A 25,827-nucleotide genomic window follows, 5' to 3' on the forward strand; every position below is an offset into this window, starting at 1 on the left:
AAAATAATAGAATTTGAAGAAACAAAGAAGGAATAATGCAAAGAGTATTTTTAAGTCCGCCACATATGAGCGGGCGAGAGCAAGAGTATATAGCGGAAGTTTTTAAAAGCAATTATATAGCGCCACTTGGCGAGTATGTAAATAAATTTGAAAATAGCGTCAAGGATTATACAGGCGCAAAAGACGCTCTTGCACTTAGCTCGGGCACGGCTGGACTCCATCTGGCGCTTAGAGTTTTAGGCATAGAGCAGGGTGATTTTGTCCTAGTCTCTAGCTTTACATTTATAGCCTCGGTTTCTCCGATACTTTATCAAAAAGCCGCCCCTGTCTTTATAGACTCCGATGAGAGTTGGAATTTAAGTCCAAAAATGCTCAAAAAGGCCATTTTGAAGCTTCCTAAAAAACCAAAAGCCTTGATTTTGACCCATCTTTACGGTCAGGCTTGCAAGATGGATGAGATAGTTGAAATTTGTAAAAATGAAAATATTGCCATAGTAGAAGATGCCGCAGAAGCTCTTGGTGGGTTTTATGACAAAAAAGCTCTTGGCACGTTTGGAACGCTTGGAGTTTATAGCTTTAATGGAAATAAGATCATTACAACCTCCGGTGGCGGTATGCTAGTAGGAGATGAAAATTTAGTAGAAAAGGCGAGGTTTTACTCGACTCAAGCTAGAGAGCCATTTTTACACTACGAGCATGAAGACTACGGATATAACTACCGCTTAAGTAACGTTTTAGGTGCTATCGGCGTGGCACAAATGGAGGTTTTGGAAGATAGGGTAGTTAAAAAGCGTGAAATTTTTCAAAGGTATCAAGAGAGTTTAAAGGAAATTGAATTTATGCCTGAGATTAAGAACTCTCGCGGAAATAGATGGCTTGCAACAGCGCTTTTTAAAGGTAAAAACGATCACTTAAAAGTTATCGATGCTCTCTTTAAAGCAAATATTGAGAGCCGACCTCTATGGAAGCCTATGCATTTGCAGCCTCTGTTTAAAGGTGCATTGAGTTTTGTAGACGGCACTAGCGAAGATCTCTTCTCTCGCGGAATTTGTCTGCCTAGCGGTACTTCGATGAGCGATGAGAGTTTGGATTTAGTTGTTAAAATAGTGAAGGAAAATTTGTAGATGTTTAAAGCTACTAAGCTAAAGAGGCTAATATTTTTCCTAAGCTTTGATATCTTTATATTTGTAGCCTCGTTTTATTGGGCATATTTGCTTAGATTTAGCGGCATAATACCTGAATATTTTAAGGATAGTTTATATATAAACGGCTCTCTTGTGCTCTTTTTAAAGCTATTTTTTATGTGGATTTTTAAAATTTATAAGGTTCCTTGGAGGTTTTTTGGGCTAAACGAAGCTAGAAAAATTTTTCTTGTTCATATATCTTCTGTTTTGTCATTTTCTGCGATATTTTTTTTATTTTCAGATATATTTAATCCATTTCCAAGAAGTGTGATTTTAATAGATGCGGTTATCTCTTGTTTGCTTATAGGAAGTCTTAGAATTTCAAAGAGGATGTTTCTTGATTTTTCTAAAAAAGCCGATGCAGGTGAGCCTTGTATCGTAATAGGAGCTACTTCAAAGGCTTTGCATGTTTTAAAAGGGCTTAGACAAGGCTATATAGATTTTTATGCTGTAGGCGTAGTTGATGGAAGAAGCGATCTTGTAGGAACTTATTGTGATGGATTTTTAGTTCAGTCTAAAAAAGAAATTTCAAATATAATCAAAGAATATAGTGTAAAAACCGCCATAATCGCTCTTGCACTATCCCAAGACGAGCTTCAGGAGCTCTTTGACGAGCTAACCGGATACGGAATACGCGATATTAAAATTTTCTCTTTATTTGGCAAGCAGGAGATTAAGGATATATCTATTGAAGATCTTTTGGCCAGAAAGCCAAAGGATCTTAGCGATAGCGTAGCTAGAGGTTTTTTAGAGGATAAGGTGGTTTTAGTAACTGGTGCCGGAGGAAGCATAGGAAGTGAAATTTGTAAGCAGTGTTTGAAATTTGGCGTCAAAAAGCTTATAATGCTCGATAATAGTGAGTTTAATCTATATAGAGTCGGAGAGATAACAAGCTCTAATAAGACTGTTAGCAAGATGATTAATATCACTGATTTGCAGGATTTAAGAGCTATTTTTGATGAGTTTAGACCTCAAATCGTAATTCACGCCGCAGCCTATAAGCATGTGCCGCTTTGTGAAGTCAATCCTAAGGCGGCGGTTGTAAATAATATTTTAGGGACCAAATTTGTAGTTGATGTATCTATAGAATTTAGCGTAAAAAAAGTAGTCATCATCTCATCTGACAAAGCTGTGCGCCCCACAAATATTATGGGAGCTACCAAGAGAGTTTGTGAACTATATGCTTTAAATTCAAATATAAAAAATCAGACCGAGATAGTTGCGGTCAGGTTTGGAAATGTGCTTGGAAGTAGCGGAAGCGTAATACCTAAATTTAAAGAGCAAATTGCTAAAAATTTGCCTTTAACGGTTACGCATCCTGATATTACTCGTTACTTTATGCTCACTTCAGAGGCCTGTCAGCTCGTGCTTCAGGCTGCCTCCATAGCAGAAGGCGGAGAGCTGTTCGTGCTTGATATGGGTGAGCCTGTTAAGATAGCTGATCTTGCTAAAAAGATGCTGATTTTATCGAATAAAGAGCATTTGGGTATAGAATTTGTAGGATTAAGACCGGGAGAGAAGCTATATGAGGAGCTTTTGATCAATGAGGATGACGTCAGAACGAAATTTGAATCTATTTTTGTTACGGATTCTCAAATTTATGATATAAATAGATTAAATTGCGAGATAGATGAGCTACTAAACAGCGAAGATATCGCTAAAAATTTAAAAAATATAGTGCCTGAGTTTAATCATGCGCTAAATTTGAAAGGTTGAAAGTTGTTTATAAAGGATATTCAGAGATTTTCTGATGCTAGATATAAGGCAAGAGCCTATCTATGCTATCTTTTTAGTAGAAATTTGCCAAATAAGCTTCCGGGCGTTAGTTTGGATGGTATTAAAGCGGGGCTTGATAAGATAGCTCACGAGATAGAGAGCTTTGATGCTTTTTATGTGCTTGATAGCAACGGAATACAGATCGAAGACTCTATGAGTCTAAACAAAGAATATTGTGCAGGCAAAGGTGAAAATAGAAGTAATAAGGCATATTATTATAGAGCGGTTAGAGAGAAGCGCTGCATATTAAGCGATCCATATCCTTCGACTCTGACAAATGAGCTTTGCGTCACAGCCTCTACGCCGATTTATGATGAAAAAAATGAGCTCAAATTTGTAGTTTGTGTCGATATCTCTTTGGATAATGTTTTAGAATTGATTGCTCCTGGCGTGGCTGAGGGGTATTTTGGTAAATTTTTAAAATGCATATATTCCGCATTCGCGGTTGCCCTTTTTATGGTCTCTGCATTTTTGTTTATATATGGCGTGAGCAGATTTTTATCCAATAGCCTTATGAATATCAATGTTGAAGAGATGTTTGAAACAACTATAGTTCTAACTCTTGCTTTGGCGATTTTTGATCTGGTTAAGGCGATTTTTGAAGAGGAGGTGCTTGGCAAAAGCAACCAAAGCGATGATCCTGACAACAATAAGACCATGGTTAGATTTATCGGCTCTATTATTATTGCGCTTGCCATAGAGGCTCTTATGCTCGTGTTTAAATTTGCTATTACAGCTCCTGATCACATAATAAACGCTATCTATCTTATAGCCGGCGTTGCTATGCTGATGGTTGCTCTTAGTATTTATCTAATATCTGTTAAAAGTAAGGCAAATAAATGAGCGCAACTATAGGTATAATCGATTATGAGGCTGGAAATTTAAGAAGTGTTTTAAACGCTTTTAAATTTTTAGGATTTGATGCAAAGCTTGTTAAAAACTGCGATGAGGTTTTAAAATTTGATAAGATTATTTTGCCGGGAGTCGGGGCTTTTGCGTTGGCAATGGAGAAATTAAGGGCTAAATCCTTAGATCAAGCCATAGTGGAATTTGCGGATAGTGGAAAGCCTTTTTTAGGCATCTGCCTTGGTATGCAACTACTTTTTGATGAAAGTGAAGAGTTTGGGTTATCTAAAGGGCTTGGGATAATAGAGGGCAGGGTAAAGAAATTTGATCAAGACCGTATGAACAATGGCCTAAAGATACCACATATTGGCTGGAATACGATAAATTTTAGTAAAAATTCGGTAATAAACAGAAACTTAAAACGTAGTGAATATTTATACTTTGTACACTCGTATCACGTGGTTTGCGATGATAAATTTGCTCTTGGATATAGCGAATATGGCCATAAATTCGTAAGTGCCGTTTGTAAAGATAATATTTACGGCTTTCAGCCTCATCCTGAAAAGAGTCAGGATGTCGGGCTTAAAATTTTAGAAAATTTCGGGAGGCTTTAATGGAAATTTTTCCTGCAATAGACTTAAAAGAGGGCAAGGCGGTAAGACTTAGTAAGGGTGTGATGAGTAGTGCTAAGATATATTCTGATAGACCGGAAGAGCTTGCTAGAAAGTTTGAGGATTTAGGAGCTAAATGGCTTCATCTAGTCGATTTAGATGGCGCTTTTGCCGGAGAGGCTATAAATTTAAAAACAGTAGAAAAGATAGTTAGGGCTACAAATTTAAAGATAGAACTTGGTGGCGGAATAAGAAACGAAGAGCGTATCAAAAGCTACATAAATAGCGGCATTACTAGAGTGATTCTTGGCTCAATAGCTTTAAAAGATCCTGATTTTGTAAAAGAAGCGGCCAAAAAATATAGGGTAGCAGTTGGCATAGATGCGGTAGATGGTTATGTGGCGACCGAGGGTTGGGCGGATGTATCGACTATGAAAGCAACTGATTTAGCCCTTAAATTTGCAGACGCAGGAGTCGAGGCGATAATTTGCACTGATATTGGTAAAGACGGTATGCTCAGCGGAGTTAATGTCGAATTTACGGTTGATATAGCTAGATCTAGCGGTATAGACACTATAGCAAGCGGAGGAGTAAAAGACATCGGCGACATAATAGCCCTTCAAAAAACCGGTCAAGTATTTGGCGTCATAGTAGGCAAAGCTTATTATGAGGGCAGGATAGATCTCAAAGAGGCGCTTAAATTAACTATCTAAAATTAAAGTTTATTTAAATATAAAATTTGATAAAATAGACCAAAATTTTAAAAGGAATGATTGTGAAAATATTAGTAGTAGACGATAGTTCTACGATGAGAAGAATTATAAAAAACACTCTGCAAAGGCTCGGTCATCAAGATATTTTAGAGGCTGAAAATGGTCTTGAAGCTTGGCAGCTACTAACTCAAAATAGTGATATAGATATACTTATAACCGACTGGAATATGCCTGAAATGAACGGACTCGAGCTTGTAAAAAAAGTTCGAGCAGAGCAAAAATATGTAGATATGCCTATCATAATGGTTACTACAGAAGGCGGTAAAGCGGAGGTTATAACGGCTTTAAAAGCGGGTGTAAACAACTATATAGTTAAACCTTTTACACCTCAAGTTCTAAAAGAGAAGCTTGAAGACGTTATCGGTTAATGCAAAATTCTCCTTTGAAAGAAAAATTTTATGAGCTAAGTGTTGTTTCTAACAATGCTTGCGATTTATTACTAGATCTTGTTTTTGCCTTTGGAATAACCTGTGTAGAAGAGATTGAAAATGGATTTATAATCAGAGATGAGGACGATCTTAGCGGGATTCAATTTGGCTTAATTGAGTATGTAAAAGCGGCTGAAAAATCTCTTGATAAAAAGATCGATCTTAAGCTTGATTTGCAGGTTAAAGAAAATAAAGATTGGATTAATGAATATAAAAAAAATGTTAAGCCCATCAAGCTTGGTAAATTTTATATACGTCCAAGCTGGGAAAATCCTAGAGAAGATCTTTTGAATATTATAATAGATCCTGCCTTGGCATTTGGCTCCGGACATCACGAGAGTACAAGCGCTTGTATAAGTTTTTTGCAAAAATATGCAAAAGAAGGAATGAGTGCTATTGATGTTGGTTGTGGAAGCGGTATTTTAAGCATAGCATTGGCAAAACTTGGATGCAATGTAGATGGTTGCGATACGGATGAGCAGGCAACTTACAGTTCTAAACAAAATGCAGAGTTAAACGATGTTAAATTTAATAAAATTTGGACTGGCTCCATATCAAATTTAGACGCTAAATACGATATTGTTGTGGCCAATATCATAGCTGATGTTATATTAATATTAAAAAATGATTTGATAAAATTACTCAAAGATGGTTCTTATCTGATTTTAGCAGGTGTGCTAGAAAAATATAAAGAGCGTATCCTAGAGGTCTTTGCTTCACTTAAGCTTGTTGAATTAAACACGCAAAATGAGTGGAGTAGCTTCGTATTTCAAAAATAATTTTTAAGGGACATAATGAACAATAAAAGATTCGATGAAGATAGAAATTCAAATAATAATAATGGCAATAACGGATTTTTTAATAAGAATCCGATTTTTATTTTTGCTATTTTTGCTATCGTTATTATTTTGGTATTTAGAGGTTTTACAGACAATATGGAGATGAGCGGTTCATTTGGAGGTCAAACAGCTACTAAGAGTGTGACATATTCTGAATTAAAAGAGATGATTAAAAACAAGCAAATTTCTCAAGTAGGAATTGCAGAAACGTCCATTAAAGCACTTGGCAATATGGGAGATGGCAGAAGCGTATTTATAGCAAAACGAGTGAACGACCCGACTTTGGTTCCTTTGCTTGAAGAAAACAAGATACCTTATGGCGCGTATAGCGAGACGAACTGGTTTAGCGAACTGCTATTTTCTTGGGTGCTTCCTATATTCATATTCTTTGGAATTTGGATGTTTCTTGCAAGCAGAATGCAAAAAAACATGGGCGGAGGCATACTCGGTATGGGAAGCTCCAAAAAGCTTGTGAATTCAGAAAAGCCAAAGGTGAAATTTACCGATGTAGCGGGCGTTGAAGAGGCTAAGGAAGAAGTTAAAGAGATAGTTGATTTTCTAAAGCATCCTGATAGGTATATAAATTTGGGAGCCAAAATTCCAAAAGGTGTGCTTTTGGTTGGACCTCCGGGTACGGGTAAAACGCTTCTTGCAAAAGCTGTTGCAGGAGAAGCGGATGTGCCGTTTTTCTCGGTTTCCGGTTCAAGCTTTATAGAGATGTTTGTGGGTGTTGGTGCAAGCCGTGTTCGCGATCTTTTTGAAAATGCCAAAAAAGAAGCCCCTGCGATCGTCTTTATCGACGAGATAGACGCCATAGGTAAAAGCCGTGCTGCAAGCGGTATGATAGGTGGAAATGATGAAAGAGAGCAGACTCTAAATCAGCTTCTAGCTGAGATGGATGGCTTTAGCTCGGATGCTTCTCCTGTTATAGTTTTGGCTGCGACAAACCGCCCTGAAGTGCTTGATGCCGCGCTTTTAAGACCCGGAAGATTTGATAGACAAGTGCTTGTTGATAAGCCAGATTTTAAAGGAAGAATCGATATCTTACGCGTGCATATGAAAGATATCAAACTTGATCCAAATGTGGATATCGAGGAAATCGCTCGTATGACTGCAGGACTTGCAGGAGCCGATCTTGCAAATATTATAAACGAGGCTGCGCTTCTAGCGGGAAGAAAAGAGAAAAATTATGTCGAGCAAAAAGATCTGGTTGAAGCAGTTGAGCGCGCTATTGCAGGACTTGAAAAGAAATCAAGACGTATAAATCCAAAAGAAAAGCGTATTGTAGCATATCATGAAAGCGGGCATGCGCTGATTTCAGAAACTACGAAAGGTGCCGATAAGGTAACGAAAGTTTCTATTATACCTCGTGGGCTGGCGGCTCTTGGATATACGCTAAATACTCCCGAAGAGAATAAATTTATGATGCAGCGCCATGAGTTAATCGCTCGCGTTGATGTGCTTTTAGCAGGAAGAGCTGCCGAAGAGGTCTTTATAAAAGAGATTTCGACAGGTGCCGGCAACGACCTTGAGCGCGCAACAGACATATTAAAAGCTATGGTATCGGTTTATGGAATGAGTGATGTTGCCGGACTTATGGTACTTGAGAAACAAAGAAATACATTTTTAACGGGTGGGCAAAGTATTAAAGACTATAGCGATAAGATGGCTGAAAAGGTTGATGAATTCGTTAAGAGTACGCTTGAAGCCAGATATAATGAGGTTTTGCAAACCCTTAGAACGTATAGCGGTGCTATCGAAAAGATGGTTGAGGCTCTATACGAACAAGAGACGATCGAGGGCGCCAAGGTTAGAGAGATTATAAAAGCTTATGAAAATGAAAACGGACTTCCTAGTCGTCTTATTGAAGAGCATAATGATAGCGAGCAAAAGTCTTAGAACGGAGTAGAGTGTGGAGATTGTCGCTAAGCAGGGCTATAAATATATACTAATTTTTAGTTTTTTATTTTTATCGTCGGTGTTTTTTGACACTCTCTGGGCTCTGTCTTTAACACTTTTTATTATCACCCTTTTTATTTTTAGAAACCCTAAAAGAGAGAAGGGAAGTAACGACGAATACGCTATTTTAAGCCCTATTGACGGCAAAGTAAAAAGCATTAGGAGAATTTCTTATTTAGGAGATGATTCTATTGAGATTGTTATCTGCAAATCAATTTTAGGATCAGGTTCTCTTAAAGCTCCTTGCGATCTTAAGCTTGTTGAATTAAGGCGAAGACATGGGCTATTTTTATGCAGTACTATGAAGTCTTCAAATTCTTTAAATGAAAGAGCTTTATATCTTTGTAAGCATGGAAATTTAAAGATAGCCATACGCACTATAGCGGGGGCTTTAAGCAGAAGCTTATCAGTTGAGAAATTTGAGGATTTAGAAGCTGGGGATAAATTCGGGTTTATAGGAGATGGACTAGTTGTGTTGATACTGCCTGCCAATGCTCGCATAAGTGCTGCTATAGGAGATAGTGTAAAGGCGACTTGTAGCGTAATTGGATTTTTTAATCATGAGGATAGAAGATGAGAGAGAATGACAAACTTCAGCTTATGTATATATTTCCAAATTTATTTACCGCAGCTAGTGCATTTTTGGGTGTCATTAGTATTATTGCTTCTGTAAATGGACAATATTTTAAAGCGATAACATATATAGTATTTTCTCTTATTCTTGACGGACTTGATGGTAGGGTAGCCAGACTTACTAAGACTACTTCGAAATTTGGAGTAGAGTTTGATAGTCTCGCAGATATTGTAGCATTTGGTGTTGCTCCTGCTATGCTATTTTATTTTTCGGTAGGGCAAAATTTTGGACGATTAGGCTCTCTTGTTGCAGCGCTTTTTGTAGTGTTTGGTGCTATTAGACTTGCTAGATTTAATGTGATGACGGGCACATATGAGCCTTCGGTATTTATTGGTCTTCCTATACCAACAGCCGCTATTGTAAGCGCTTTTTGGGTTGGGCTTAGTTTAGAATATAGTTTTGCTAGAAGCGCCGAGTGGTTTTTGCTAATACTTCAGTCCGTTCTTTCTGTATTGATGGTTAGTAATATACGTTATCCAAGCTTTAAAAAAATAGATTTAAAACAGGCTAATTTTTTAAAAATTTTAATAATTTTAACTATTATATGCTCTTTGCTCTATATATATCCCATAGAAGTTCCTGCGGCTTTAATGACTATTTACGTTTTTTATGGTATAGTTAGATTTATCTATATGTTTATCAAAAAGAATCCTAAATTTAAAAAGGAGAGCGAATGAGTATCGATTCTGGCATATATTTCATCCAAATTTTCTTTCAAATTAAACACGCTCTGCTGCTGCGCTAAGCAGCTACTACTCACTCTTAAACTCATTAAATTTACAAATTTCAAAAAACTTAACAAGGATCTAAAATGAATAATAATAAAATAATTATATTTGATACCACATTAAGAGATGGTGAGCAAAGCCCTGGTGCCTCGATGAATACGGAGGAAAAGTTAAGAATAGCTCTTCAACTTGAGCGCCTTGGAGTGGATGTGATGGAGGCCGGGTTTGCTGCAGCAAGCCCGGGAGACTTTGATGCGATAAATCAGATAGCAAAGCAGTCTTCAAATATTACTGTTTGTTCTCTTGCAAGAGCCGTAGAAAGAGATATCAAAGCTGCCGGAGAGGCTATATTTCCTGCTAAAAAAAAGAGAATCCATACATTTATCGCTACAAGTCCGATTCATATGGAGTATAAGCTTAAGATGAAATCTGACGAAGTGATACACCGTGCTGTTGAAGCTGTAAAATATGCTAAAACATTTTGTGATGACGTTGAGTTTAGTTGCGAGGATGCGGGTAGGACTGAGCTAGGATTTATGAAAGAGATTTGTGAGGCTGTTATACAGGCAGGAGCAAAGACTATAAATTTACCTGATACCGTTGGGTATCGATTGCCAAACGAGCTTACGGCTATGATAAGTGAGATGGTGAAATTTATAAATGGAAGAGCGATAGTTTCGGTTCATAATCATAATGATTTAGGGCTTGCTACGGCTAATTCTTTAGCTGCGGTAATGGCTGGAGCTAGGCAAGTGGAGTGTACCTTAAATGGACTTGGAGAAAGAGCCGGTAATGCAAGCTTAGAAGAGATTGTTATGGCTATAAAGACGCGTCAGGATATCTTTGCCCCACTATATACAGATATAATTTGTAAAGAAATTTATCCTAGCTCTCGCCTTGTGGCAACCATAACAGGTATAGAGCCTCAGCCAAATAAGGCTATAGTTGGCAAAAACGCCTTTGCTCACGAAAGCGGAATCCACCAAGACGGTGTGTTAAAGCATAAAGAGACCTATGAGATAATCTCAGCAGAAAGTATAGGGCTTGAGAAAAACTCTTTGGTTCTTGGTAAGCATTCAGGACGTCACGCTTTTAAAGATAAACTAATAAGTCTTGGTTTTGAGCTTGATAGCGAGGCGCTAAATGAAGCATTTGAAAAATTTAAAGATCTAGCCGATAAGAAAAAAGAGGTATTTGATGATGATATCCGCGCCCTTGTTACTAGCGAATTTATTAAAATTCCGCAAGCTTACGAGATAGTAACTTTAAGTCAAAATAACTGCAATAAAGGGCTTGCAAGTGCTGCTGTAACGATAAAGCATAAGGATGAGTTTATTAGCGATGCGGCTCTTGGAAATGGAACAGTAGATGCGATATTTAAGGTTATTGATCGCATAAGTAAGATAAATGGAGTATTAAAAGACTATAAAGTAAGTGCGGTTAGCCAGGGTAAAGATGCTTTGGCTAGCGTTATAGTTAAGGTCGAATTTGATAAAAATAACGCTGTTATAGGGCATGGGCTTGATATAGATACTATGATGGCTAGTGCGAAGGCCTATGTAGGTGCGTTAAATAGCTTTATTAGGATCAAAAATTTAAGTAAATAGATATAATCTAAAAATTAGCTCGCAACCACTCAGGTTGCGAGCTAATTTAATTTTATTCTAAAACAGGGTCGTCTCCAAATTGATTAGGGCCTATTGTTCCACGCTTTACAAACCATATTATAAGTATGATTATCCCTATAATCGGTATTAAAAACAGAAGATAAAACCAGCCACTTTTATTGATATCGTGTAGTCTTCTTACGGAGACAGAAATAGTTGGCAAAAAAAGCACTAATACAGATATGGTATAAAATATTGAAGAATTTATCGTTGTGTCTATTATGCTTGCAAATATGTATATGAGCACATTAAAAAGTGCGAACCACCAATACTCAGACCTAGATGCTCTGCCATGAAATGTTGCATAGTTGCTAAAGCAATTTTTTATAGATTGAGAAAAAGTCATTGATTATCCTTGATTAAAAAATATTACTTATATTTTATAAAAACAACTAAAAAATTAAAATAATAAAATTAAAGTAATAAAAATTTATATAAAATATTTAATTTGCAAGTGTCCTTATTAAGAATAAGCACATTATATTGATATTTAGTAATAAAATTTATTATAATGCCAATAGAAAATTTAATACAAGGAGATTACTGTGAGAAAGTTAGGTTTTATTGTTTTTGCAGCACTTCTTGCACTATCGGCTCATGCAAGAACCAATGAATCAATGGCAATGGAGTTAAGAGTAGACGGTAAAATCATAGAGTCTATGCCTTTTGAACACGAAGCTTGCGTAAAGGATAAGGTTTGGTCATCTTGCAAGCAGATTGGTTCGTACTATGATTTCGGAAGACCGGGCGTTGCAAGCGATCCGCAAAAGGCTATTATGTATTATAGATTGTGTTGCGACTTAAATGATCAAGACAAAATGTGCTGTGAAAAGGGCTATGCAAAAGAGCTTAAAGAAAAACGTGAAGCGGCTTGCAAGGCGAATGACGCTGCAAGTTGCGGTAAGCTCGCAGTCTCTGCCTATGACAAAAAGGACTTTGAAGCTTCGTTTAAGTACGCAAAAAAGGGTTGTGAACTCGGCAAGGACGAGGATGCTTGCACATATCTTGCCTATATGTACTACTACGGTCAGGGCGTAGAGAAGAATTATGAAAAGGCGTTTGAGGTCTATAACGGCTTGTGTGAAAGAGGAGTGTATAGTATGTGCCCTACGGTGAGCTTTTTTTACACCGATGGTATAGGTGTGAAAAAAGATATCAAAAAAGGCAAAGAAGTTTTAGAGAAAATTTGCCCTGATAAGTATCCGGAAGCTTGCGGCAGCTTAGGAGAGCTTTATGAAAGCGACAAATACGGCATGAAAGATGAGAAAAAGGCGAACGAGCTATTTTCTATCGCTTGCAAACACAACAGAAAAAGCAAGGCTTGCGAAAAGCTAGGCAAAACCACAAGCGAGGAGATAGCTTGCGAAAACAAAGATCCGCATTCTTGTTATATGGCGGCGAACGCTTATCAAAATGATCCTCAAAAAATGCTGTATTATTACGATAAAGCTTGCGAATACGGATATAGCAACGGTTGCTTTGGAGCTGCCGCTCTTAGCCAACAAGATGCTAAAAAAGCAATGGAGTATGCATACAAAGCTTGCAAATTACATAGAGTTGATGCTTGCGAGTGGCTAATGCAAATTTCAACACAGGCTTGCCAAGCCGGCAATCAGGAAGGTTGCAATTGGGTGGAGAGGATTAAAACGGGTAAATAATTTACCGATATGAGCCGTTTGCTAAATTTGGCAAACGGCTTTGATGATGTGAACCATTAATGTATTCAAATGATTCTTAAAATAATATATTAAAGTTAATGCTTTAACATAAAATCAAAAAATTTGCTTTTGAATTTAGTATCTTTGATTAGATTGTATTGTATTACAGCAGCATCTATATTGCCGATCTCTTGGTATAAGAGTGCAAGTGCCAGCCTACTTTCAAAAGCGTTTGGATCGGTTAGCTTTGATAGTTCCAAAAGAGCGATTGCATTTTGAGGGTGATTGGAGCCTATTGCAGCCACAGATGTTAGAAACAGTGTTCCTGCGTCAGTAATCTTAAACTCATCTATGATTTTGTTATATATTTGATAGCTCTCTTCGAAATCGTTAGTAAAAATATCGATATATGCGAGAGTTTGTAGTAAATTTATATCATTTTGATTACCGTTTGCGATTAGTTTTTTAAGCTTTTCTCTCTCGTAGTTAAGTAGTCCTGAAATTTGAAGAAGTTTGATGTATTGTTCTTTGATAATGTTTGCGCCGTGATAAAAAGCTGCTTCATTTAGCTCTTTATTGTGAAAATAGATTTGGATTTGGCGCACATACTCTTTGATATTACTATCTTTAAATTTGGATATAAAGCTTAAAATATTTGATATTACGTCATCTGGAAGCTTTGATTTTAAAATTTCACTCTTTGCGATAAAGTCCTTATCTCTATTTGCAATTTTAGCTATTATCGCGTCAAATGCTAAATTTATAGCGCTCTCTTCCTTTTCTTCTTCAAGCCATCTTATTAGTGCGTTTTGATTTCCGGAGATGAGCTCTATTAAGGCCTTGTACAAATTCACTTCTTTTATATTCGGATCTTGCGCTAAATTTTCAGTTATCTCTTTAATAAATTTTGTGTTATTAATGCTATTTATGTCGTTTGATATTGCACCAAAAACTCCGGCAAGATGATTCGTTGGATCAAGGTGATAACTTGTAATAAAGTGCTTTGCCGCAAGAGAGAAGTTGCCAAGTTGAGCGTAACTTAAAGCAAGGTTATAGTGAAGCACTGAGTGTTCCGGATAGATTGAAATAAGCTTTGCAAAATGCGCATTTGCCTCTTTTAGTTTGTAGTTTAAAGCGCTTGCTATGGCTTTTGATATTTCTAAATTTACCTTTGATATCATTCCGCTTGTATTTAGGTAGTTGCTTGCTGCGCTTGCATCATCTAAAAACAGACTAATTCCACCTTTTCTTATGTAGTTTATCGTTTGGCCAGGATCAAAAACTTTGTAAGGTGCGAAATAAAACAAGACCTCATATCTTCTGGTTTTGTCAAAAAATATATCGTTTTTAAAATGCATTTGAGCTAAATTTACATCAAATAGTTCCGGTTTTAGTATCGTTTTAATCGGAAAATTATTATTTAAGAATAACGGATCTTTTAAAAAGACCATTTTTAGCCCATCGGCTGCACCCGGATAGTTATTTGTTTTAATATCTATTAAAGCCAGTATTGAGTCGATTTTATCAGTGTTGCTTTCACTTTTAAGAGCGATATTTAGCTTGTTTCTAGCCTTCTCATACTCCCCTTCTTTAGCGTAAAGCATACCAAGGGTCAAACTTGCATCAAATTCCCTTTGTTTTTCTAGTAGTTCTATAGCCTCTTTGTTTTGATTTAAATAGCTTAAAATTTTTGCACTAAGGTACTCATATTTGTCTTTATAGTGTCCGTTGACAGGATGGGAAAGTGCTCGCAAAGCCTCTATATAATGACTCTTGTAGTAGTTTATAAGTGCATAGTAGTAGTTATAAAGTGGAGAATCTGACTCATCTTGAAGAAATGAATTTGCTAAATCTATATAGTATTGAAAATTTTGCTTGTTATTAAGCTCTAGTGAGCATACAGCCGCATTTATAGCACTTACTGCTATATTTTCTTTGTTGTTGATCGCTTTTTTAAATGACTCTAGCGCATCATCAAATTTTTGTTGTCTCATTTGAGATACGCCTAAGTTGTAGTTTGATAAAGACTCGTTAAAAATTGCTATGTTTTCATAAATTTTAAGCGCTTCAAATTTATTGCCCTTTTCGTATAAGATATTAGCCTTTTGTATCATGTCATCGATCTTTGAAGCGCCAAATTTCTGCACTTCAAAGCGGTCTTCGATTTCTCTTGCGAGTTTAGACGGATCAATATCTGAACTCTTATCTTCTTTGAAAACAAAAAATAAAATTATAGCTATTAGTATAGCCGATACTAAGGCTACAATTGCGACGATTATTAAAAGCTTTTTTTTGCTTTTTTTGACTACGATCTTCTCAGGCTGATCTGATTTGGCTTGCTCCTCTTGCAAACTATCAAGGGAGATAAGCCCTTCATCTTGAGGTTTTTCGTTTTTTGATTCGTCGGCTTCCTCTAGTATGACTACATTTTCTTCAGCCACTACATATACCTTTTAAGAACTTCCGGAATTTCGATCGTGCCGTCGCTTTTTTGGTAGTTTTCCATGATGGCTATGAGTGTTCTGCCTACGGCTAGGCTTGAGCCGTTAAGCGTGTGAACGAGTGTGTTTTTCTTACCGTCTTTAAAGCGAATTTTAGCTCTTCTTGCTTGAAAATCACGAGTGTTTGAAACCGAGCTTATCTCTCGGTATCTATTTTGCCCCGGCAACCAAACTTCAAGGTCGATGGTTTTTGCTGCGCTAAAGCCAAGATCTCCGCTGCAAAGAAGCAGATGTCGGTGTGGCAAGCCAAGCGAAGTAAGCAGGTCGCTAGCACACGCCACCATGTCCTCAAATACTTTTTCGCTTTGATCAGGCGCGGTTATGCTTACAAGTTCTACCTTTTCAAACTGGTGTTGGCGTATCATGCCGCGCGTATCTTTGCCCGCAGAGCCCGCTTCTTGGCGAAAGCAAGCCGAGTAGCAAGTCATCTTTATAGGTAGGTTGCCGGCATCGATGATTTCGTCGTTATATAAATTTGTAACGGGAACTTCGCTGGTTGGGATTAGATATAGATCTTCGTCGCGAATTTTATAAAGATCTTCTTCAAATTTTGGCAGCTGTCCCGTGCCGTAAAGCGTGCGAGAATTTACTAAAAACGGCACATTTACCAGCTCAAATCCGCGAGACATATTAAAATCAATCATATAATTAACAAGCGCTCTGCTAAGCTTTGCACCGTCTCCCTTTAGTACCGTAAATCGGCTTCCCGCAAGCTTTGCTCCGCGCTCAAAATCAAGCCAACCAAGCTTCTCGCCAAGCTCGTAGTGCTCCTTTGGCTCGAAGTCAAATTTGCGCGGCTCAAGCACTTTTTTAAGCTCGACATTATCATCCTCGTCTTTTCCAAAAGGCACGTCATCATCGGTGATATTTGGCACGCCCGAAGCTATGCCGTCAAGCTTTTCGTCAAGCTCGCGAACCACTTTTTCAGCATCATTCATCGCGACTTTATTTGAATTTAGCTCCTCTTTAAGCGCGCTTACGTCTTCGCCGTTTCTTGCTTTGATGCCAAGCTCCTTGCTTTTAGCGTTTTGGATAGCTTGAAGGCTTTCTAAATTTTGGCGTTTTGTTTTAAGTTCGTTAAAGGTTGCTAAAAGTTCGCTTAGAACCTCTTCTTTTATCTTTTTTCCTCGTAGTTTTGATACGAATTCATCGTAGTTTGTTTCAAGTAGTTTTAAATTTATCATTCTAATACCTATCTATAAATTCCCGTTGCTTCACGCACTCTTTCAATGAGCGGAAGTGCTACTTCGCGAGCCTTTTTTGCGCCCGCTAACAATATCTCATTTACGTCGTCTTCGTGACTTAAGTAGTATTCGTATTTTTGCCTTGCTGAAGCGAAATACTCCCACACCAATTCGTTTAGATACATTTTAAAGTGTCCATGACCTTCACCGCCGCGCTCGTAACGCTCTTGCAGCACTTTTTGTCCGCTTTGGTTTAAAAACAACTTTGCTATATTATATACATTGCAGGTTTGCCATTGCTTAGGGGCTTCAAGCGGTTCGGATGAGGTTGTTATAGAGCCGATTTGCTTTTTAAGCGCTTTTGCATCGCTAAAGATGTCTATCGTGTTTCCGTAGCTCTTACTCATCTTGGCTCCGTCCGTTCCTGGCACGGTTGCGACGTTTTCATCGACTTTGCTTTCGGGTAGAGTAAAAATTTCTCCATGTTCGTTGTTAAATTTAATAGCTATGTCGCGGGCTATCTCAACGTGCTGAATTTGATCTTTGCCGACAGGAACGATGTTTGCGCTAAATAGCAAGATATCGGCAGCCATAAGCACGGGATAGCTAAAAAGCCCGTGATTTGCGCTTATGCCTTTTGCTGTTTTGTCTTTGTAGCTGTGAGCGCGTTCAAGCAGTCCTATCGGAGTGTATTGGCTTAGCACCCAATATAGCTCAAGCACCTCTTTTACGTCGCTTTGCACCCAAAACACGCTTTTGTTGGGATCAATACCAAGCGCAAGAAACGCACATGCCGCTTCAAAGGTATTTTGCTTAAGTCTGCTCGCCTCGCTAACCGAGGTCATGGCGTGGTAGTTTGCGATAAACATAAACATATCGCTGCTATCTTGTGCATCAACCATTTGCTTTATCGATGCGAAATAGTTGCCAAGATGCAGCTTGCCCGAGGGCTGAAGTCCCGTTAATACTCTCAAATTTCTATCCTTTTTGCCTGTCTTTAAATTTTTTAATAATCTCTTTTGCTATTTTTTCAGGGGTTTTACCTTCGACATCGATGGTGATATCGGCTTTTTTCTCGTAAATTTTCTTTCTTGTTTTAAATAGCTCTTTTGCTTTGTCTATATCTTTTAAAAGCGGACGTTTAGCAAATTTCTTCTGGGCGTTTTGGCTATTTTCTATGCGTTTTATTATGCCCTCAAAGCTTGATTTAAGATATATAACAGTGCCGATTTTGTTTAAATTTTTAACGTTTACAAAGCCTCCGCCACCTGCTATCACGCAGTTTTGTACGTTAGCGGCTAAATTTTTAGCGACTAATCGCTCTTGCTTTCTAAAATACTCTTCGCCCTTTGTCTCAAAAATTTCGCGAATTTTTAAATTTTCGCTACTTTCGATAAGATCGTCCGTATCAAGCATGAGTCGCTTTAGTCTTTTGCAAAGCTCCCTTGCGACCGTTCCTTTTCCAACGCCCATGAAGCCGATTAAGACTAAGTTACTGCTCATCTTTTTCCTCGCTGCTTCTGTTTTTTGGTATGAGCACGACAGGAACGCCGTTTAGATCAAATCTTTCGCGCAGTTTGTTTGTAAGATAGCGTTTATAGCTAAAGTGAAGCGCGCGCGGACGATTCATAATAAGAGCTATCTTAGGCGGCGCAAAGCCAAACTGCACGGCATAATAAATCCTAACACTCTTGCCTTTTTCACGCGGTATCGGGTGGATTTTGGTAGCTTCTTCGATGAGTTCGTTTAGCTTTGAAGTCTGAATTTTTTGAGTGAAATTTTTATAAACTTCAAAGATGAGCGAGTAAATTTTATGCACTCTCTTGCCGCCAAGCGCACTAACGCTGATTATCGGCGCGTATGTTAGAAATTTAAACTTATCTTTGATGATCTTTTTCATCTCGTCAAACTCTACTTCGCTTTTGTCCCATTTGTTTAGCACGATTATCACGCCGAGGTTAAATTTGCTCGCAAGCCCTGCGATACGCTCATCAAGCTCGGTTAGAGGCTCGCTAGAGTCAAGCACGAGCAGAGCGATATCGGTGTTTTCAAGCACGCTTTCTGTTCTATTTAGCGCGTATCTTTCGATGCCTTCTATCTTGCCGCGCCTTCTGATGCCTGCGGTATCGACAAATTCTATTACCCTATCTTCATAAACAAATGTTTCATTTACAGGATCTATAGTAGTGCCCGCCACATCGCTAACTACGGCTCTTGCATCCTTAACCAAAGCGTTTAAAAGCGAGCTTTTGCCCACATTTACGCGGCCTATAATTCCTACTTTTATATTTTTTGATTCGAAATTTTGCTCTTGGATAGTATCGCTAAATTCGCCCTCTTCATCGAAATTTTCTAAAAATTCGTCAAAATCATCATCCAAGTCGGGTCTGATCTCGTCTTTAAGGTGTTTATAAATCCAGTCGCTAAGCTCATCTACTCCCGCATTGTGAGTGACGGATATGCTAAAAATATCTTTTGCGCCGAAGCTATCAAATTCCCAAGCTCGCTGCTCGTCTTTTTTGCTATCTACTTTATTTACGACAAGTGCGGTCGGCAAATTTAGCTTTAAAAGTGCATAAAACATAGCCTTATCTTCATCGTCTGGGAAATTTTTGCCGTCCACCATGTAGATAATCGCGTCTGAATTCTGCGCCTCTTTGAGGGTTTTTTCCTTAACGTTTCTAAAAAGCTCGCTACTGTCATCAAGTCCGCCGCTATCTACCAAAATACATTGCCTATCATCTATGGTGATCTGGGCTTTGTTCGTGTCGCGAGTGGTTCCGCTTACGTCCGAAGTGATAGCTATGCGCCTTTTTGCCAAGCGATTAAAAAGCGAACTTTTACCTACGTTTGGCTTTCCGACAAGTATGATTTTTTGCACTTTATATTCCTTTAAATTTCGCTATTATACAAATTTTTGCCTGCGATGTTTATAAATTTAAGCCGTTTTGCACTACAATACGCTCAAATTTTAAAAAGGTTATGGGGTTGTTGCATAAATTTTTAATGAGGCATTTGGGCACTTATTATATGATTATCGCTTGTATGCTTTTTGCGATAACGGGAGCTCTTGCAAAAGTAATAAGTGCCGATATGCCGTCTATCGAAGTTGTCTTTTTTAGAAATTTGATCGGCCTTGCGATGATCGTTTATTCGCTTTATAAAAAGCCTGCGCATCAAAAGGGCGGACATCCGTATCTGCTCATATTTAGAGGAGTTATCGGCACGCTTGCGCTATTTGCGTTTTTTTACAACATCGCTCATATAAATTTAGGCGCTGCATTTACTTTTTCTAAGACCAGCCCGATATTTACCGCGCTTCTTGCCGCGATGTTTATGGGCGAGAAGTTAAGCTCGCGCGGTTGGATGGCGATATTTATCGGATTTGGCGGAATTTTGCTTATCATTCAGCCTGAACTTGGCATCTCAAAGACCGATTGGCTTGGAATTTGGAGCGGAGTAGGGGCTGCGATGGCATATACGAGCGTTAGAGAGCTTAAAAAGAGCTATGATACTCGCGTTATAGTCTTTTCTTTTATGGGGTTTGGCACGGTTCTTCCTATCGTTTTTATGGCTCTGGCGGAATTTATCCAGATAGATGGCTTTGAATTTTTGTTTTCCAAATTTGTCCTGCCTGATACTAAAAATATCTTTTTGATCGTTTTAATGGGCGTTGCGGGGCTTTACTTTCAGATGTATCTTACTAAAGCTTATGCAGCAAGTAAAAAGGCCGGCACGGTTGCGGCTGTAAGCTACGCCGACGTCATCTTTACCATTATCATCGGGTATTTTATGGGGGATGGGCTGCCAAACACTGTTGCATTTTTGGGTATAATTCTAGTAATTCTTAGCGGAATTATAGTGGTAAAGGAGAAATAATGATACTAATCGCAGGGCCTTGCGTCATCGAGAGCGAAGAGCTTGTGTTTGACGTGGCAAAAAGGCTTGTGAAATTTAATGAAGATAATAGGATGGAGTTTTATTTTAAATCAAGTTTTGATAAGGCAAATCGCACGAGTATAAGTAGCTTTCGCGGTCCCGGACTTGAAAAGGGTTGTGAAATTTTAGCTCGCGTGAAAAAGGAATTCGGCTTTAAAATTTTAACGGACATTCACGAGAGCTATCAAGCTAAGCCTGTGGCTGAGGTTGCGGATGTGCTTCAAATTCCTGCGTTTTTATGTCGTCAGACAGACTTGCTTGTGGCTGCAGCCAAGACAAATTCGGTCGTAAATATCAAAAAAGGCCAGTTTTTAACAGCAAGCGCGATGAAGCATTCGGTTAAAAAAGTGCTTGAAACTCGCGGTGTAGATGGCGACGGATATGAAATAGCTAAACAAAACGGAATTTGGTTAACGGAGCGCGGAAGCACTTTTGGATATGGAAATTTGGTCGTTGATATGAGAAATTTGGTTTTGATGAGAGAATTTGCACCTGTGATATTTGACGCTACGCATAGCGTTCAGATGCCTTCGGCTCTTGGTGAAAAGAGTGGCGGAGATGCAAGATTTGTGCCGTATCTTGCAAGAGCGGCGGCAAGTGTGGGTGTGGATGGGTTTTTTTATGAGACGCACATAAATCCGTGTGAAGCGATGTGTGATGGACCAAATATGTTAAATTTAGACGAGCTGGATAGAGTTGTAAAGCAGACTTTAAAAATACAAGAAATTTTAAGGGGATAATTATGAACATAATCGAAGGAAATTTAAAACTAAGCGGAAAAGAAAAAATCGCAATTATCAACGCGAGGTTTAACCACATCATCACTGATAGGCTTGTCGAAGGCGCTAGAGATGCGTTTCTTCGCCATGGCGGAGATGAAAAAAATTTAAGCCTTATTTTAGTTCCGGGAGCATTTGAAATCCCTATGGCTCTTGAAAAGGCACTTGAGAGCGGCAAATGGGACGCGATATGCTGCGTTGGAGCGGTTATTAGAGGCTCAACTCCTCATTTTGACTATGTTTCGGCTGAAACTACAAAAGGCATCGCAAACGTAACTCTTAAATACGGCAAGCCCGTAACATTTGGCGTGCTAACGGTAGATAGTATCGAGCAGGCCATTGAGCGAGCGGGCAGCAAGGCCGGTAATAAAGGCTTTGAAGCGATGAGTGGGGCTATAGAGCTACTAAATCTATACAAAAACATAAAGGCTTAAAATGGCAACTCGTCATCAGGTTAGACAAGCCGTAATATCGCTGCTTTACGCTCAGGAGATGGGTAGCGAGATGAGTGAATTTAAGGATGAATTTTTAGAGGAAAAAAAGATAAGAAATGAGCAAAGAAATTTCACGACTTCGCTTTATGACGGCGTAAATGAGAATTTGACCGCTCTTGATGAGTTGCTTAACTCCCACTTAAAAGAGTATAAAATCCACGAAATCGGCGTTGTAGAAAGAGCTATACTTCGCCTTGGAGCTTACGAGATGAAATTTACGGACACCGATAAAGCGGTCGTGATAAACGAGGCGATAGAGCTTGCCAAAGAGCTTGGAAGCGACTCGGCTCCGAAATTTATAAACGGCGTGCTTGATGCCGCAAGGAGTGATATATGAAACTTTGTGTAGCTTTGGATATGCCTAATATGGAGCAAAATTTAGAGCTTGCTAGAAAGTTAAGTGGCCTTGATGTCTGGATGAAAGTTGGGCTTAGAAGTTATTTAAGAGACGGAGCTAAAATCATAAATGAGATAAAAAAAATAGATGATTTTAAAATTTTTTTAGATCTTAAACTCCACGACATACCAAACACGATGGCTGATGCCGCAGAAGTGATAGCAAGTCTGCCGGTAGATATGATAAACATCCATGCAAGTGCTGGAAAAAGAGCAATGAGTGAAGTTATGAACCGCTTAAATTTATTAAAAAATCGTCCCTTGGTTCTTGCTGTATCGGCGCTTACTAGTTTTAATGAGGATGGTTTTAGAATAGTTTATAACGACGATATAAAAAATTTTGTTCTTAAATTTTGTGTTAGTGCTTATGAAGTAGGTGTTGATGGGATGGTTTGTTCGGTATTTGAGAGTAATATGATAAAAGATGCGACATCACGTTTTTTCCTTACTTTAACTCCAGGAATTCGTCCTTTTAATGAGGATACGAACGATCAAAGTAGAGTAGCTGATTTGGATGCCGCAAAAAGAGAAAATAGCGATTTTATCGTAGTTGGCAGACCGATATATGAAGATAGTAATCCTAGGGAGATCTGCGAAAGAATACTATCTGAAATAGAAGTTGCAAATGAGTGAGCTTAGAAAAATTCCATTTGTCGGAAAATCTACCGAAGCAGATCTAATAGCTCTTGGATATTCAGATATAGCTTCGCTCAGATATGCTTGTTCCTGAGGATATGTATAGGGCGAACTATCGCAATGGATCGTGAAAGCGATAGGTGTATACTTTATGTTTATCGCATGATCTGTTATTATGCAAGTACTACAATGCCGGATAAAAACAGACTAAAATAGTGGCTCTGGAAAGATTAGTTAGAATTGACAAAATTTAAGCGGCATATCAGGAGCTATTTAATATAATCATATTTCTTCTTTTATGGACAGATGGGTGAGCGGCTGAAACCACACCCCTGCTAAGGGTGCAAGTCTTAATCGGGCTTCGAGGGTTCAAATCCCTCTCTGTCCGCCACGAAGCCCTAAACTACGGCATTTCAAAGCACTTTTTAAAAAATGAAAAATCCCTCTGCCGATGCTCCGGGTCAATATCATGTATATATGCTTATATCTCGATTAAAGTCATTTAAGTTTTGATTAATGTAATTAACATCGGGAATTTATGAAAACATAGTGGAGACCGTAAAAGACTTAAACATTTCGGTTCATGCTAATTACTATTTTGCAAAATAGACGACAAATTTTATAAAAGATCAGAAAATTTATTAAATTTTAAAAATCAATGAAGTGCTAAAACAGAGCCTAATATTAAATTTAAAAATGCTATTTAATGATTAAAAAGAATTGTTTCTGTAGTCAAAATTATCTACACCAACTCCACCAATATAATTTCATCACCATTAAGCTTCTTTAGTTCATCGGTAAATCCACTTTTGCTAAATATAAAAAAATGCTTTATAGGCAAATTTGAGTCTATCTTTTTAGATTTTTCTTGCAGTTCTTTTAATACGTCTATGCCTACTTTTTTATTAGAGTATTTACACTCTGCTACTATTAAGTAGTCTTGTGCTATGCCTACAACGTCTATTTCAGTATCTTTGTCCCACCATCTGCCGCATTTTATGAGACTATAATTATTCATCATATATCTTAAGGCTAGTTTTTCATATATAGGCGATATAAAGCTATTAAAGTTTTCTTTTAATATACTTAAAACATAGTTAGTATTACCTATTTCTAGCTGGCTCTTGTAAGGCAGTACATAGCTAAACCAGAATCTAAAGAAGTTGTCTTTAATAAAGTAAAGTCCTTTTTTGCTCTTTAGTGGATTACTCTCTGTTATCGGAACATCTTTATATATGATATCAAGCTCTATTAGTTTTGATATAAAAGAGGTGATGTTTTGAACATTCTTATTTAACTTGCCGGCTATATTTCCTATCTTATGTTCTCCGTTCGCTATAGCTTCAAGTATAGAAAAGTAGGTGATTGGTTCGTTTACCTCATTTTGCAAGATGAATTGAGGTTCGTTGTATAAATATCCATTCGGATTTAATATATTTGTCTCTATGCTATTAAATATATCACCACTATATATAAACATCTCTAGGTATTTAGGTACTCCATAAAGCACGCTATAAAGCTCTATTAGTTCTTCTTTTGACTTATTGTTAAAAAATTCTTTTAGATAATCAAACTCTATAGCCTCAAGTTTGATATCGCTTGTTCTTCTGCCGTATAAAGGTGAGCCGTAAGAGAGAGTTTGCTCGTACATCATCGATATTATTGAGCCGCAAAGTATTAGGTGGATATTTTTATCTTTCAGTAGCTCATCTACTATGTATTGGAATTGTGACGGTATAGAGCTATCTATCTTGCTAAGATATTGAAATTCATCTATGATTATTATTAGTTTTTTACCAATTTTTTTGTTTGAGAGATATTTAAATAGCTGCTTTATATCGGTTAGCCCTAAGCTCTTTAAAAGACTATCTTGTAAAAACTCTGCTACTATATCTTTAAATCTATTTAAAACTACATTAAAGTTTTCAAGAGTGGCCAAAAAGTATATAGAAGGCTTATCTTTTATAAACTCTTTTAAAAGCGTTGTTTTGCCGACTCTTCTTCTGCCGTATAACACTGTAAATGAAAAATTAGAACTAGAATATTCGTCATTTAATAGCTTAAGCTCTTTAACTCTATCGGCAAACATACCTATCCTTTAATATCGTTTTTGAATTATAATAATATCAAAACTAATTTAGATATATGCTTAAATTTAGCTTGATTTATATAGTTCGATATTGTATAATTCTTGAATATAACAAAAAGGATTTGAATTTTGAGGATTGAGCTTAAAGATATATCTGAAATTAAAATCGGGCTAATGACTGAACGCAAAAAGGCGTTAGTCGCTGATACTACACAGAAAAGATACAACTTAGTTTCCCTTAAATCTTTCAGTGAAGACGGTATATATAGTCACGACTTTAGTGAAAATTTTATATCAAACGAGCAATTAAAAGATGATTATTTAGTAAGAAAAGGAGATGTTTTAATACGCCTTAGATGGCCAAATTTTGCCGTGAGTATAGATGCTCAATACGAAAATTTGATATTTTCATCTCTTGTTGCTCGCTTAAGATTAAAAAATAGTTTTGAGCCAAAATTTATAGCTTATTACCTAAACAGCAATATCGTTAAAAAAGCCCTTTATAGCGACATTTCAGGAAGAATAGCCGCTATAAAGGTAAGCGACTTGGCTAAGATTAAAGTTCCTAGTATTAGTCTGCAAAAACAGCAACAAATCGTAAAATTTTTAGAAATATCAGCTAAAAAAAATGAAATTTTAACATCTATGGTAGAGAAAAACAAAATCTTTACAAAATCAGTATTCCAAGAAGCAATCAAAGGATAAA

The 25,827-nt window shown here is 37.6% G+C and carries 25 protein-coding genes and 1 tRNA gene; 19 read left to right on the plus strand and 7 right to left on the minus strand.

What is annotated here, in order from left to right; genetic code table 11:
- Window positions 1-35 precede the first annotated feature (35 nt).
- The 11 genes from CDOM16190_RS06125 to CDOM16190_RS06175 all read left to right on the plus strand — a co-directional run bounded on the left by CDOM16190_RS06125 (window position 36) and on the right by CDOM16190_RS06175 (window position 11,385).
- Window positions 36-1,124 carry an aminotransferase class V-fold PLP-dependent enzyme gene (locus CDOM16190_RS06125; RefSeq protein WP_170019344.1) on the plus strand — a complete coding sequence of 363 codons (1,089 nt, stop codon included), beginning with the start codon at window positions 36-38 and terminating at the stop codon, window positions 1,122-1,124.
- Window positions 1,125-2,900 (plus strand): UDP-N-acetylglucosamine 4,6-dehydratase family protein, encoded by a 1,776-nt coding sequence (locus CDOM16190_RS06130; RefSeq protein ID WP_170019345.1) that lies wholly within the window; start codon window positions 1,125-1,127, stop codon window positions 2,898-2,900.
- A gap of 3 nt (window positions 2,901-2,903) precedes the next feature.
- Complete coding sequence (locus CDOM16190_RS06135; protein ID WP_170019346.1) at window positions 2,904-3,803, plus strand: PDC sensor domain-containing protein; 900 nt, start codon at window positions 2,904-2,906, stop codon at window positions 3,801-3,803.
- A complete protein-coding gene (gene hisH / locus CDOM16190_RS06140; RefSeq protein WP_170019347.1) occupies window positions 3,800-4,420 on the plus strand; it encodes an imidazole glycerol phosphate synthase subunit HisH in 621 nt (206 codons plus the stop codon). Before CDOM16190_RS06135 ends, hisH begins: the two co-directional genes overlap by 4 nt.
- A complete protein-coding gene (gene hisA / locus CDOM16190_RS06145; RefSeq protein WP_169973004.1) occupies window positions 4,420-5,130 on the plus strand; it encodes a 1-(5-phosphoribosyl)-5-[(5-phosphoribosylamino)methylideneamino]imidazole-4-carboxamide isomerase in 711 nt (236 codons plus the stop codon). The genes hisH and hisA overlap by 1 nt, the downstream gene beginning before the upstream one ends.
- Before the next feature lie 62 nt (window positions 5,131-5,192).
- The gene (locus CDOM16190_RS06150; RefSeq protein ID WP_169973006.1) at window positions 5,193-5,558 is read left to right on the plus strand and encodes a chemotaxis response regulator CheY; all 366 of its coding nucleotides are present in this window, start codon (window positions 5,193-5,195) and stop codon (window positions 5,556-5,558) included.
- Window positions 5,559-5,572: 14 nt separating this feature from the next.
- Window positions 5,573-6,397, plus strand: a complete 825-nt coding sequence (locus CDOM16190_RS06155; protein ID WP_170019458.1) for a 50S ribosomal protein L11 methyltransferase — start codon at window positions 5,573-5,575, stop codon at window positions 6,395-6,397.
- 15 nt (window positions 6,398-6,412) lie between these two features.
- Entirely contained in the window at window positions 6,413-8,356 is a 1,944-nt protein-coding gene (gene ftsH / locus CDOM16190_RS06160; protein ID WP_170019348.1) for an ATP-dependent zinc metalloprotease FtsH, read from the plus strand.
- A gap of 13 nt (window positions 8,357-8,369) precedes the next feature.
- Window positions 8,370-8,993, plus strand: a complete 624-nt coding sequence (locus tag CDOM16190_RS06165) for a phosphatidylserine decarboxylase (RefSeq protein WP_170019349.1) — start codon at window positions 8,370-8,372, stop codon at window positions 8,991-8,993.
- Window positions 8,990-9,727 (plus strand): CDP-diacylglycerol--serine O-phosphatidyltransferase, encoded by a 738-nt coding sequence (pssA, locus tag CDOM16190_RS06170; protein ID WP_169973012.1) that lies wholly within the window; start codon window positions 8,990-8,992, stop codon window positions 9,725-9,727. The genes CDOM16190_RS06165 and pssA overlap by 4 nt, the downstream gene beginning before the upstream one ends.
- A 134-nt stretch (window positions 9,728-9,861) precedes the next feature.
- Window positions 9,862-11,385: a 2-isopropylmalate synthase gene (locus CDOM16190_RS06175; protein ID WP_170019350.1), complete on the plus strand. Its 1,524-nt coding sequence runs from the start codon at window positions 9,862-9,864 to the stop codon at window positions 11,383-11,385.
- Between the two features lie 52 nt (window positions 11,386-11,437).
- On the opposite strand, the gene CDOM16190_RS06180 is transcribed toward CDOM16190_RS06175, so the two are convergent.
- Window positions 11,438-11,791, minus strand: coding sequence for a DUF805 domain-containing protein (locus CDOM16190_RS06180; protein ID WP_170019351.1), 354 nt, complete (start codon window positions 11,789-11,791; stop codon window positions 11,438-11,440).
- Between the two features lie 199 nt (window positions 11,792-11,990).
- Here CDOM16190_RS06180 and CDOM16190_RS06185 point away from each other — a divergent pair, with 199 nt between their 5' ends.
- The gene (locus CDOM16190_RS06185) at window positions 11,991-13,103 is read left to right on the plus strand and encodes a tetratricopeptide repeat protein (protein WP_170019352.1); all 1,113 of its coding nucleotides are present in this window, start codon (window positions 11,991-11,993) and stop codon (window positions 13,101-13,103) included.
- Between the two features lie 95 nt (window positions 13,104-13,198).
- On the opposite strand, the gene CDOM16190_RS06190 is transcribed toward CDOM16190_RS06185, so the two are convergent.
- Genes CDOM16190_RS06190 through der form a run of 5 tightly spaced genes read right to left on the minus strand, consistent with a single transcriptional unit; the run spans window position 13,199 to window position 19,669 of the window.
- Window positions 13,199-15,544 (minus strand): tetratricopeptide repeat protein, encoded by a 2,346-nt coding sequence (locus CDOM16190_RS06190; protein WP_170019353.1) that lies wholly within the window; start codon window positions 15,542-15,544, stop codon window positions 13,199-13,201.
- Window positions 15,544-16,788 carry a serine--tRNA ligase gene (gene serS, locus CDOM16190_RS06195; protein WP_170019354.1) on the minus strand — a complete coding sequence of 415 codons (1,245 nt, stop codon included), beginning with the start codon at window positions 16,786-16,788 and terminating at the stop codon, window positions 15,544-15,546. Before serS ends, CDOM16190_RS06190 begins: the two co-directional genes overlap by 1 nt.
- An 8-nt stretch (window positions 16,789-16,796) precedes the next feature.
- A complete protein-coding gene (trpS, locus tag CDOM16190_RS06200; protein ID WP_170019355.1) occupies window positions 16,797-17,762 on the minus strand; it encodes a tryptophan--tRNA ligase in 966 nt (321 codons plus the stop codon).
- Window positions 17,763-17,766: 4 nt separating this feature from the next.
- Complete coding sequence (locus CDOM16190_RS06205) at window positions 17,767-18,291, minus strand: shikimate kinase (protein ID WP_170019356.1); 525 nt, start codon at window positions 18,289-18,291, stop codon at window positions 17,767-17,769.
- A complete protein-coding gene (gene der, locus CDOM16190_RS06210; RefSeq protein WP_170019357.1) occupies window positions 18,281-19,669 on the minus strand; it encodes a ribosome biogenesis GTPase Der in 1,389 nt (462 codons plus the stop codon). The genes CDOM16190_RS06205 and der overlap by 11 nt, the downstream gene beginning before the upstream one ends.
- A gap of 107 nt (window positions 19,670-19,776) precedes the next feature.
- Here der and CDOM16190_RS06215 point away from each other — a divergent pair, with 107 nt between their 5' ends.
- The 6 genes from CDOM16190_RS06215 to CDOM16190_RS06245 all read left to right on the plus strand — a co-directional run bounded on the left by CDOM16190_RS06215 (window position 19,777) and on the right by CDOM16190_RS06245 (window position 23,423).
- Window positions 19,777-20,667, plus strand: a complete 891-nt coding sequence (locus CDOM16190_RS06215) for a DMT family transporter (RefSeq protein ID WP_170019459.1) — start codon at window positions 19,777-19,779, stop codon at window positions 20,665-20,667.
- Window positions 20,667-21,467: a 3-deoxy-8-phosphooctulonate synthase gene (gene kdsA / locus CDOM16190_RS06220; protein WP_170019358.1), complete on the plus strand. Its 801-nt coding sequence runs from the start codon at window positions 20,667-20,669 to the stop codon at window positions 21,465-21,467. Before CDOM16190_RS06215 ends, kdsA begins: the two co-directional genes overlap by 1 nt.
- 2 nt (window positions 21,468-21,469) lie before the next feature.
- Window positions 21,470-21,940, plus strand: coding sequence for a 6,7-dimethyl-8-ribityllumazine synthase (gene ribH, locus CDOM16190_RS06225; protein WP_170019359.1), 471 nt, complete (start codon window positions 21,470-21,472; stop codon window positions 21,938-21,940).
- A 1-nt stretch (window position 21,941) separates the two neighbouring features.
- Entirely contained in the window at window positions 21,942-22,337 is a 396-nt protein-coding gene (nusB, locus tag CDOM16190_RS06230) for a transcription antitermination factor NusB (RefSeq protein ID WP_170019360.1), read from the plus strand.
- Complete coding sequence (pyrF, locus tag CDOM16190_RS06235; protein ID WP_170019361.1) at window positions 22,334-23,029, plus strand: orotidine-5'-phosphate decarboxylase; 696 nt, start codon at window positions 22,334-22,336, stop codon at window positions 23,027-23,029. Before nusB ends, pyrF begins: the two co-directional genes overlap by 4 nt.
- Window positions 23,030-23,332: 303 nt before the next feature.
- Window positions 23,333-23,423, plus strand: a tRNA-Ser gene (locus tag CDOM16190_RS06245).
- A 351-nt stretch (window positions 23,424-23,774) separates the two neighbouring features.
- Here CDOM16190_RS06245 and CDOM16190_RS06250 read toward each other — a convergent pair.
- On the minus strand, window positions 23,775-25,121 hold the full coding sequence (locus tag CDOM16190_RS06250) for an ATP-binding protein (protein ID WP_170019362.1): 1,347 nt from the start codon (window positions 25,119-25,121) through the stop codon (window positions 23,775-23,777).
- Window positions 25,122-25,250: 129 nt separating this feature from the next.
- Between CDOM16190_RS06250 and CDOM16190_RS06255 the strand changes: the two genes are divergently transcribed.
- Complete coding sequence (locus CDOM16190_RS06255) at window positions 25,251-25,826, plus strand: restriction endonuclease subunit S (protein WP_170000726.1); 576 nt, start codon at window positions 25,251-25,253, stop codon at window positions 25,824-25,826.
- Window position 25,827: the final 1 nt, after the last annotated feature.

Origin of the sequence: Campylobacter sp. RM16190 (assembly GCF_012978835.1) — a bacterium.
Taxonomy (GTDB): Bacteria; Campylobacterota; Campylobacteria; order Campylobacterales; family Campylobacteraceae; genus Campylobacter_A.

What these genes read in the sequence shown, in the direction of transcription:
- CDOM16190_RS06125 (WP_170019344.1), top strand. Translation starts at nt 36, where the DNA reads ATGCAAAGAGTATTTTTAAGTCCGCCACATATGAGCGGGCGAGAGCAA.
- CDOM16190_RS06130 (WP_170019345.1), top strand. Translation starts at nt 1,125, where the DNA reads ATGTTTAAAGCTACTAAGCTAAAGAGGCTAATATTTTTCCTAAGCTTT.
- hisH (WP_170019347.1), top strand. Translation starts at nt 3,800, where the DNA reads ATGAGCGCAACTATAGGTATAATCGATTATGAGGCTGGAAATTTAAGA.
- hisA (WP_169973004.1), top strand. Translation starts at nt 4,420, where the DNA reads ATGGAAATTTTTCCTGCAATAGACTTAAAAGAGGGCAAGGCGGTAAGA.
- ftsH (WP_170019348.1), top strand. Translation starts at nt 6,413, where the DNA reads ATGAACAATAAAAGATTCGATGAAGATAGAAATTCAAATAATAATAAT.
- pssA (WP_169973012.1), top strand. Translation starts at nt 8,990, where the DNA reads ATGAGAGAGAATGACAAACTTCAGCTTATGTATATATTTCCAAATTTA.
- CDOM16190_RS06175 (WP_170019350.1), top strand. Translation starts at nt 9,862, where the DNA reads ATGAATAATAATAAAATAATTATATTTGATACCACATTAAGAGATGGT.
- CDOM16190_RS06180 (WP_170019351.1), bottom strand. Translation starts at nt 11,791, where the DNA reads ATGACTTTTTCTCAATCTATAAAAAATTGCTTTAGCAACTATGCAACA.
- serS (WP_170019354.1), bottom strand. Translation starts at nt 16,788, where the DNA reads ATGATAAATTTAAAACTACTTGAAACAAACTACGATGAATTCGTATCA.
- CDOM16190_RS06205 (WP_170019356.1), bottom strand. Translation starts at nt 18,291, where the DNA reads ATGAGCAGTAACTTAGTCTTAATCGGCTTCATGGGCGTTGGAAAAGGA.
- kdsA (WP_170019358.1), top strand. Translation starts at nt 20,667, where the DNA reads ATGATACTAATCGCAGGGCCTTGCGTCATCGAGAGCGAAGAGCTTGTG.
- ribH (WP_170019359.1), top strand. Translation starts at nt 21,470, where the DNA reads ATGAACATAATCGAAGGAAATTTAAAACTAAGCGGAAAAGAAAAAATC.
- nusB (WP_170019360.1), top strand. Translation starts at nt 21,942, where the DNA reads ATGGCAACTCGTCATCAGGTTAGACAAGCCGTAATATCGCTGCTTTAC.
- pyrF (WP_170019361.1), top strand. Translation starts at nt 22,334, where the DNA reads ATGAAACTTTGTGTAGCTTTGGATATGCCTAATATGGAGCAAAATTTA.
- CDOM16190_RS06250 (WP_170019362.1), bottom strand. Translation starts at nt 25,121, where the DNA reads ATGTTTGCCGATAGAGTTAAAGAGCTTAAGCTATTAAATGACGAATAT.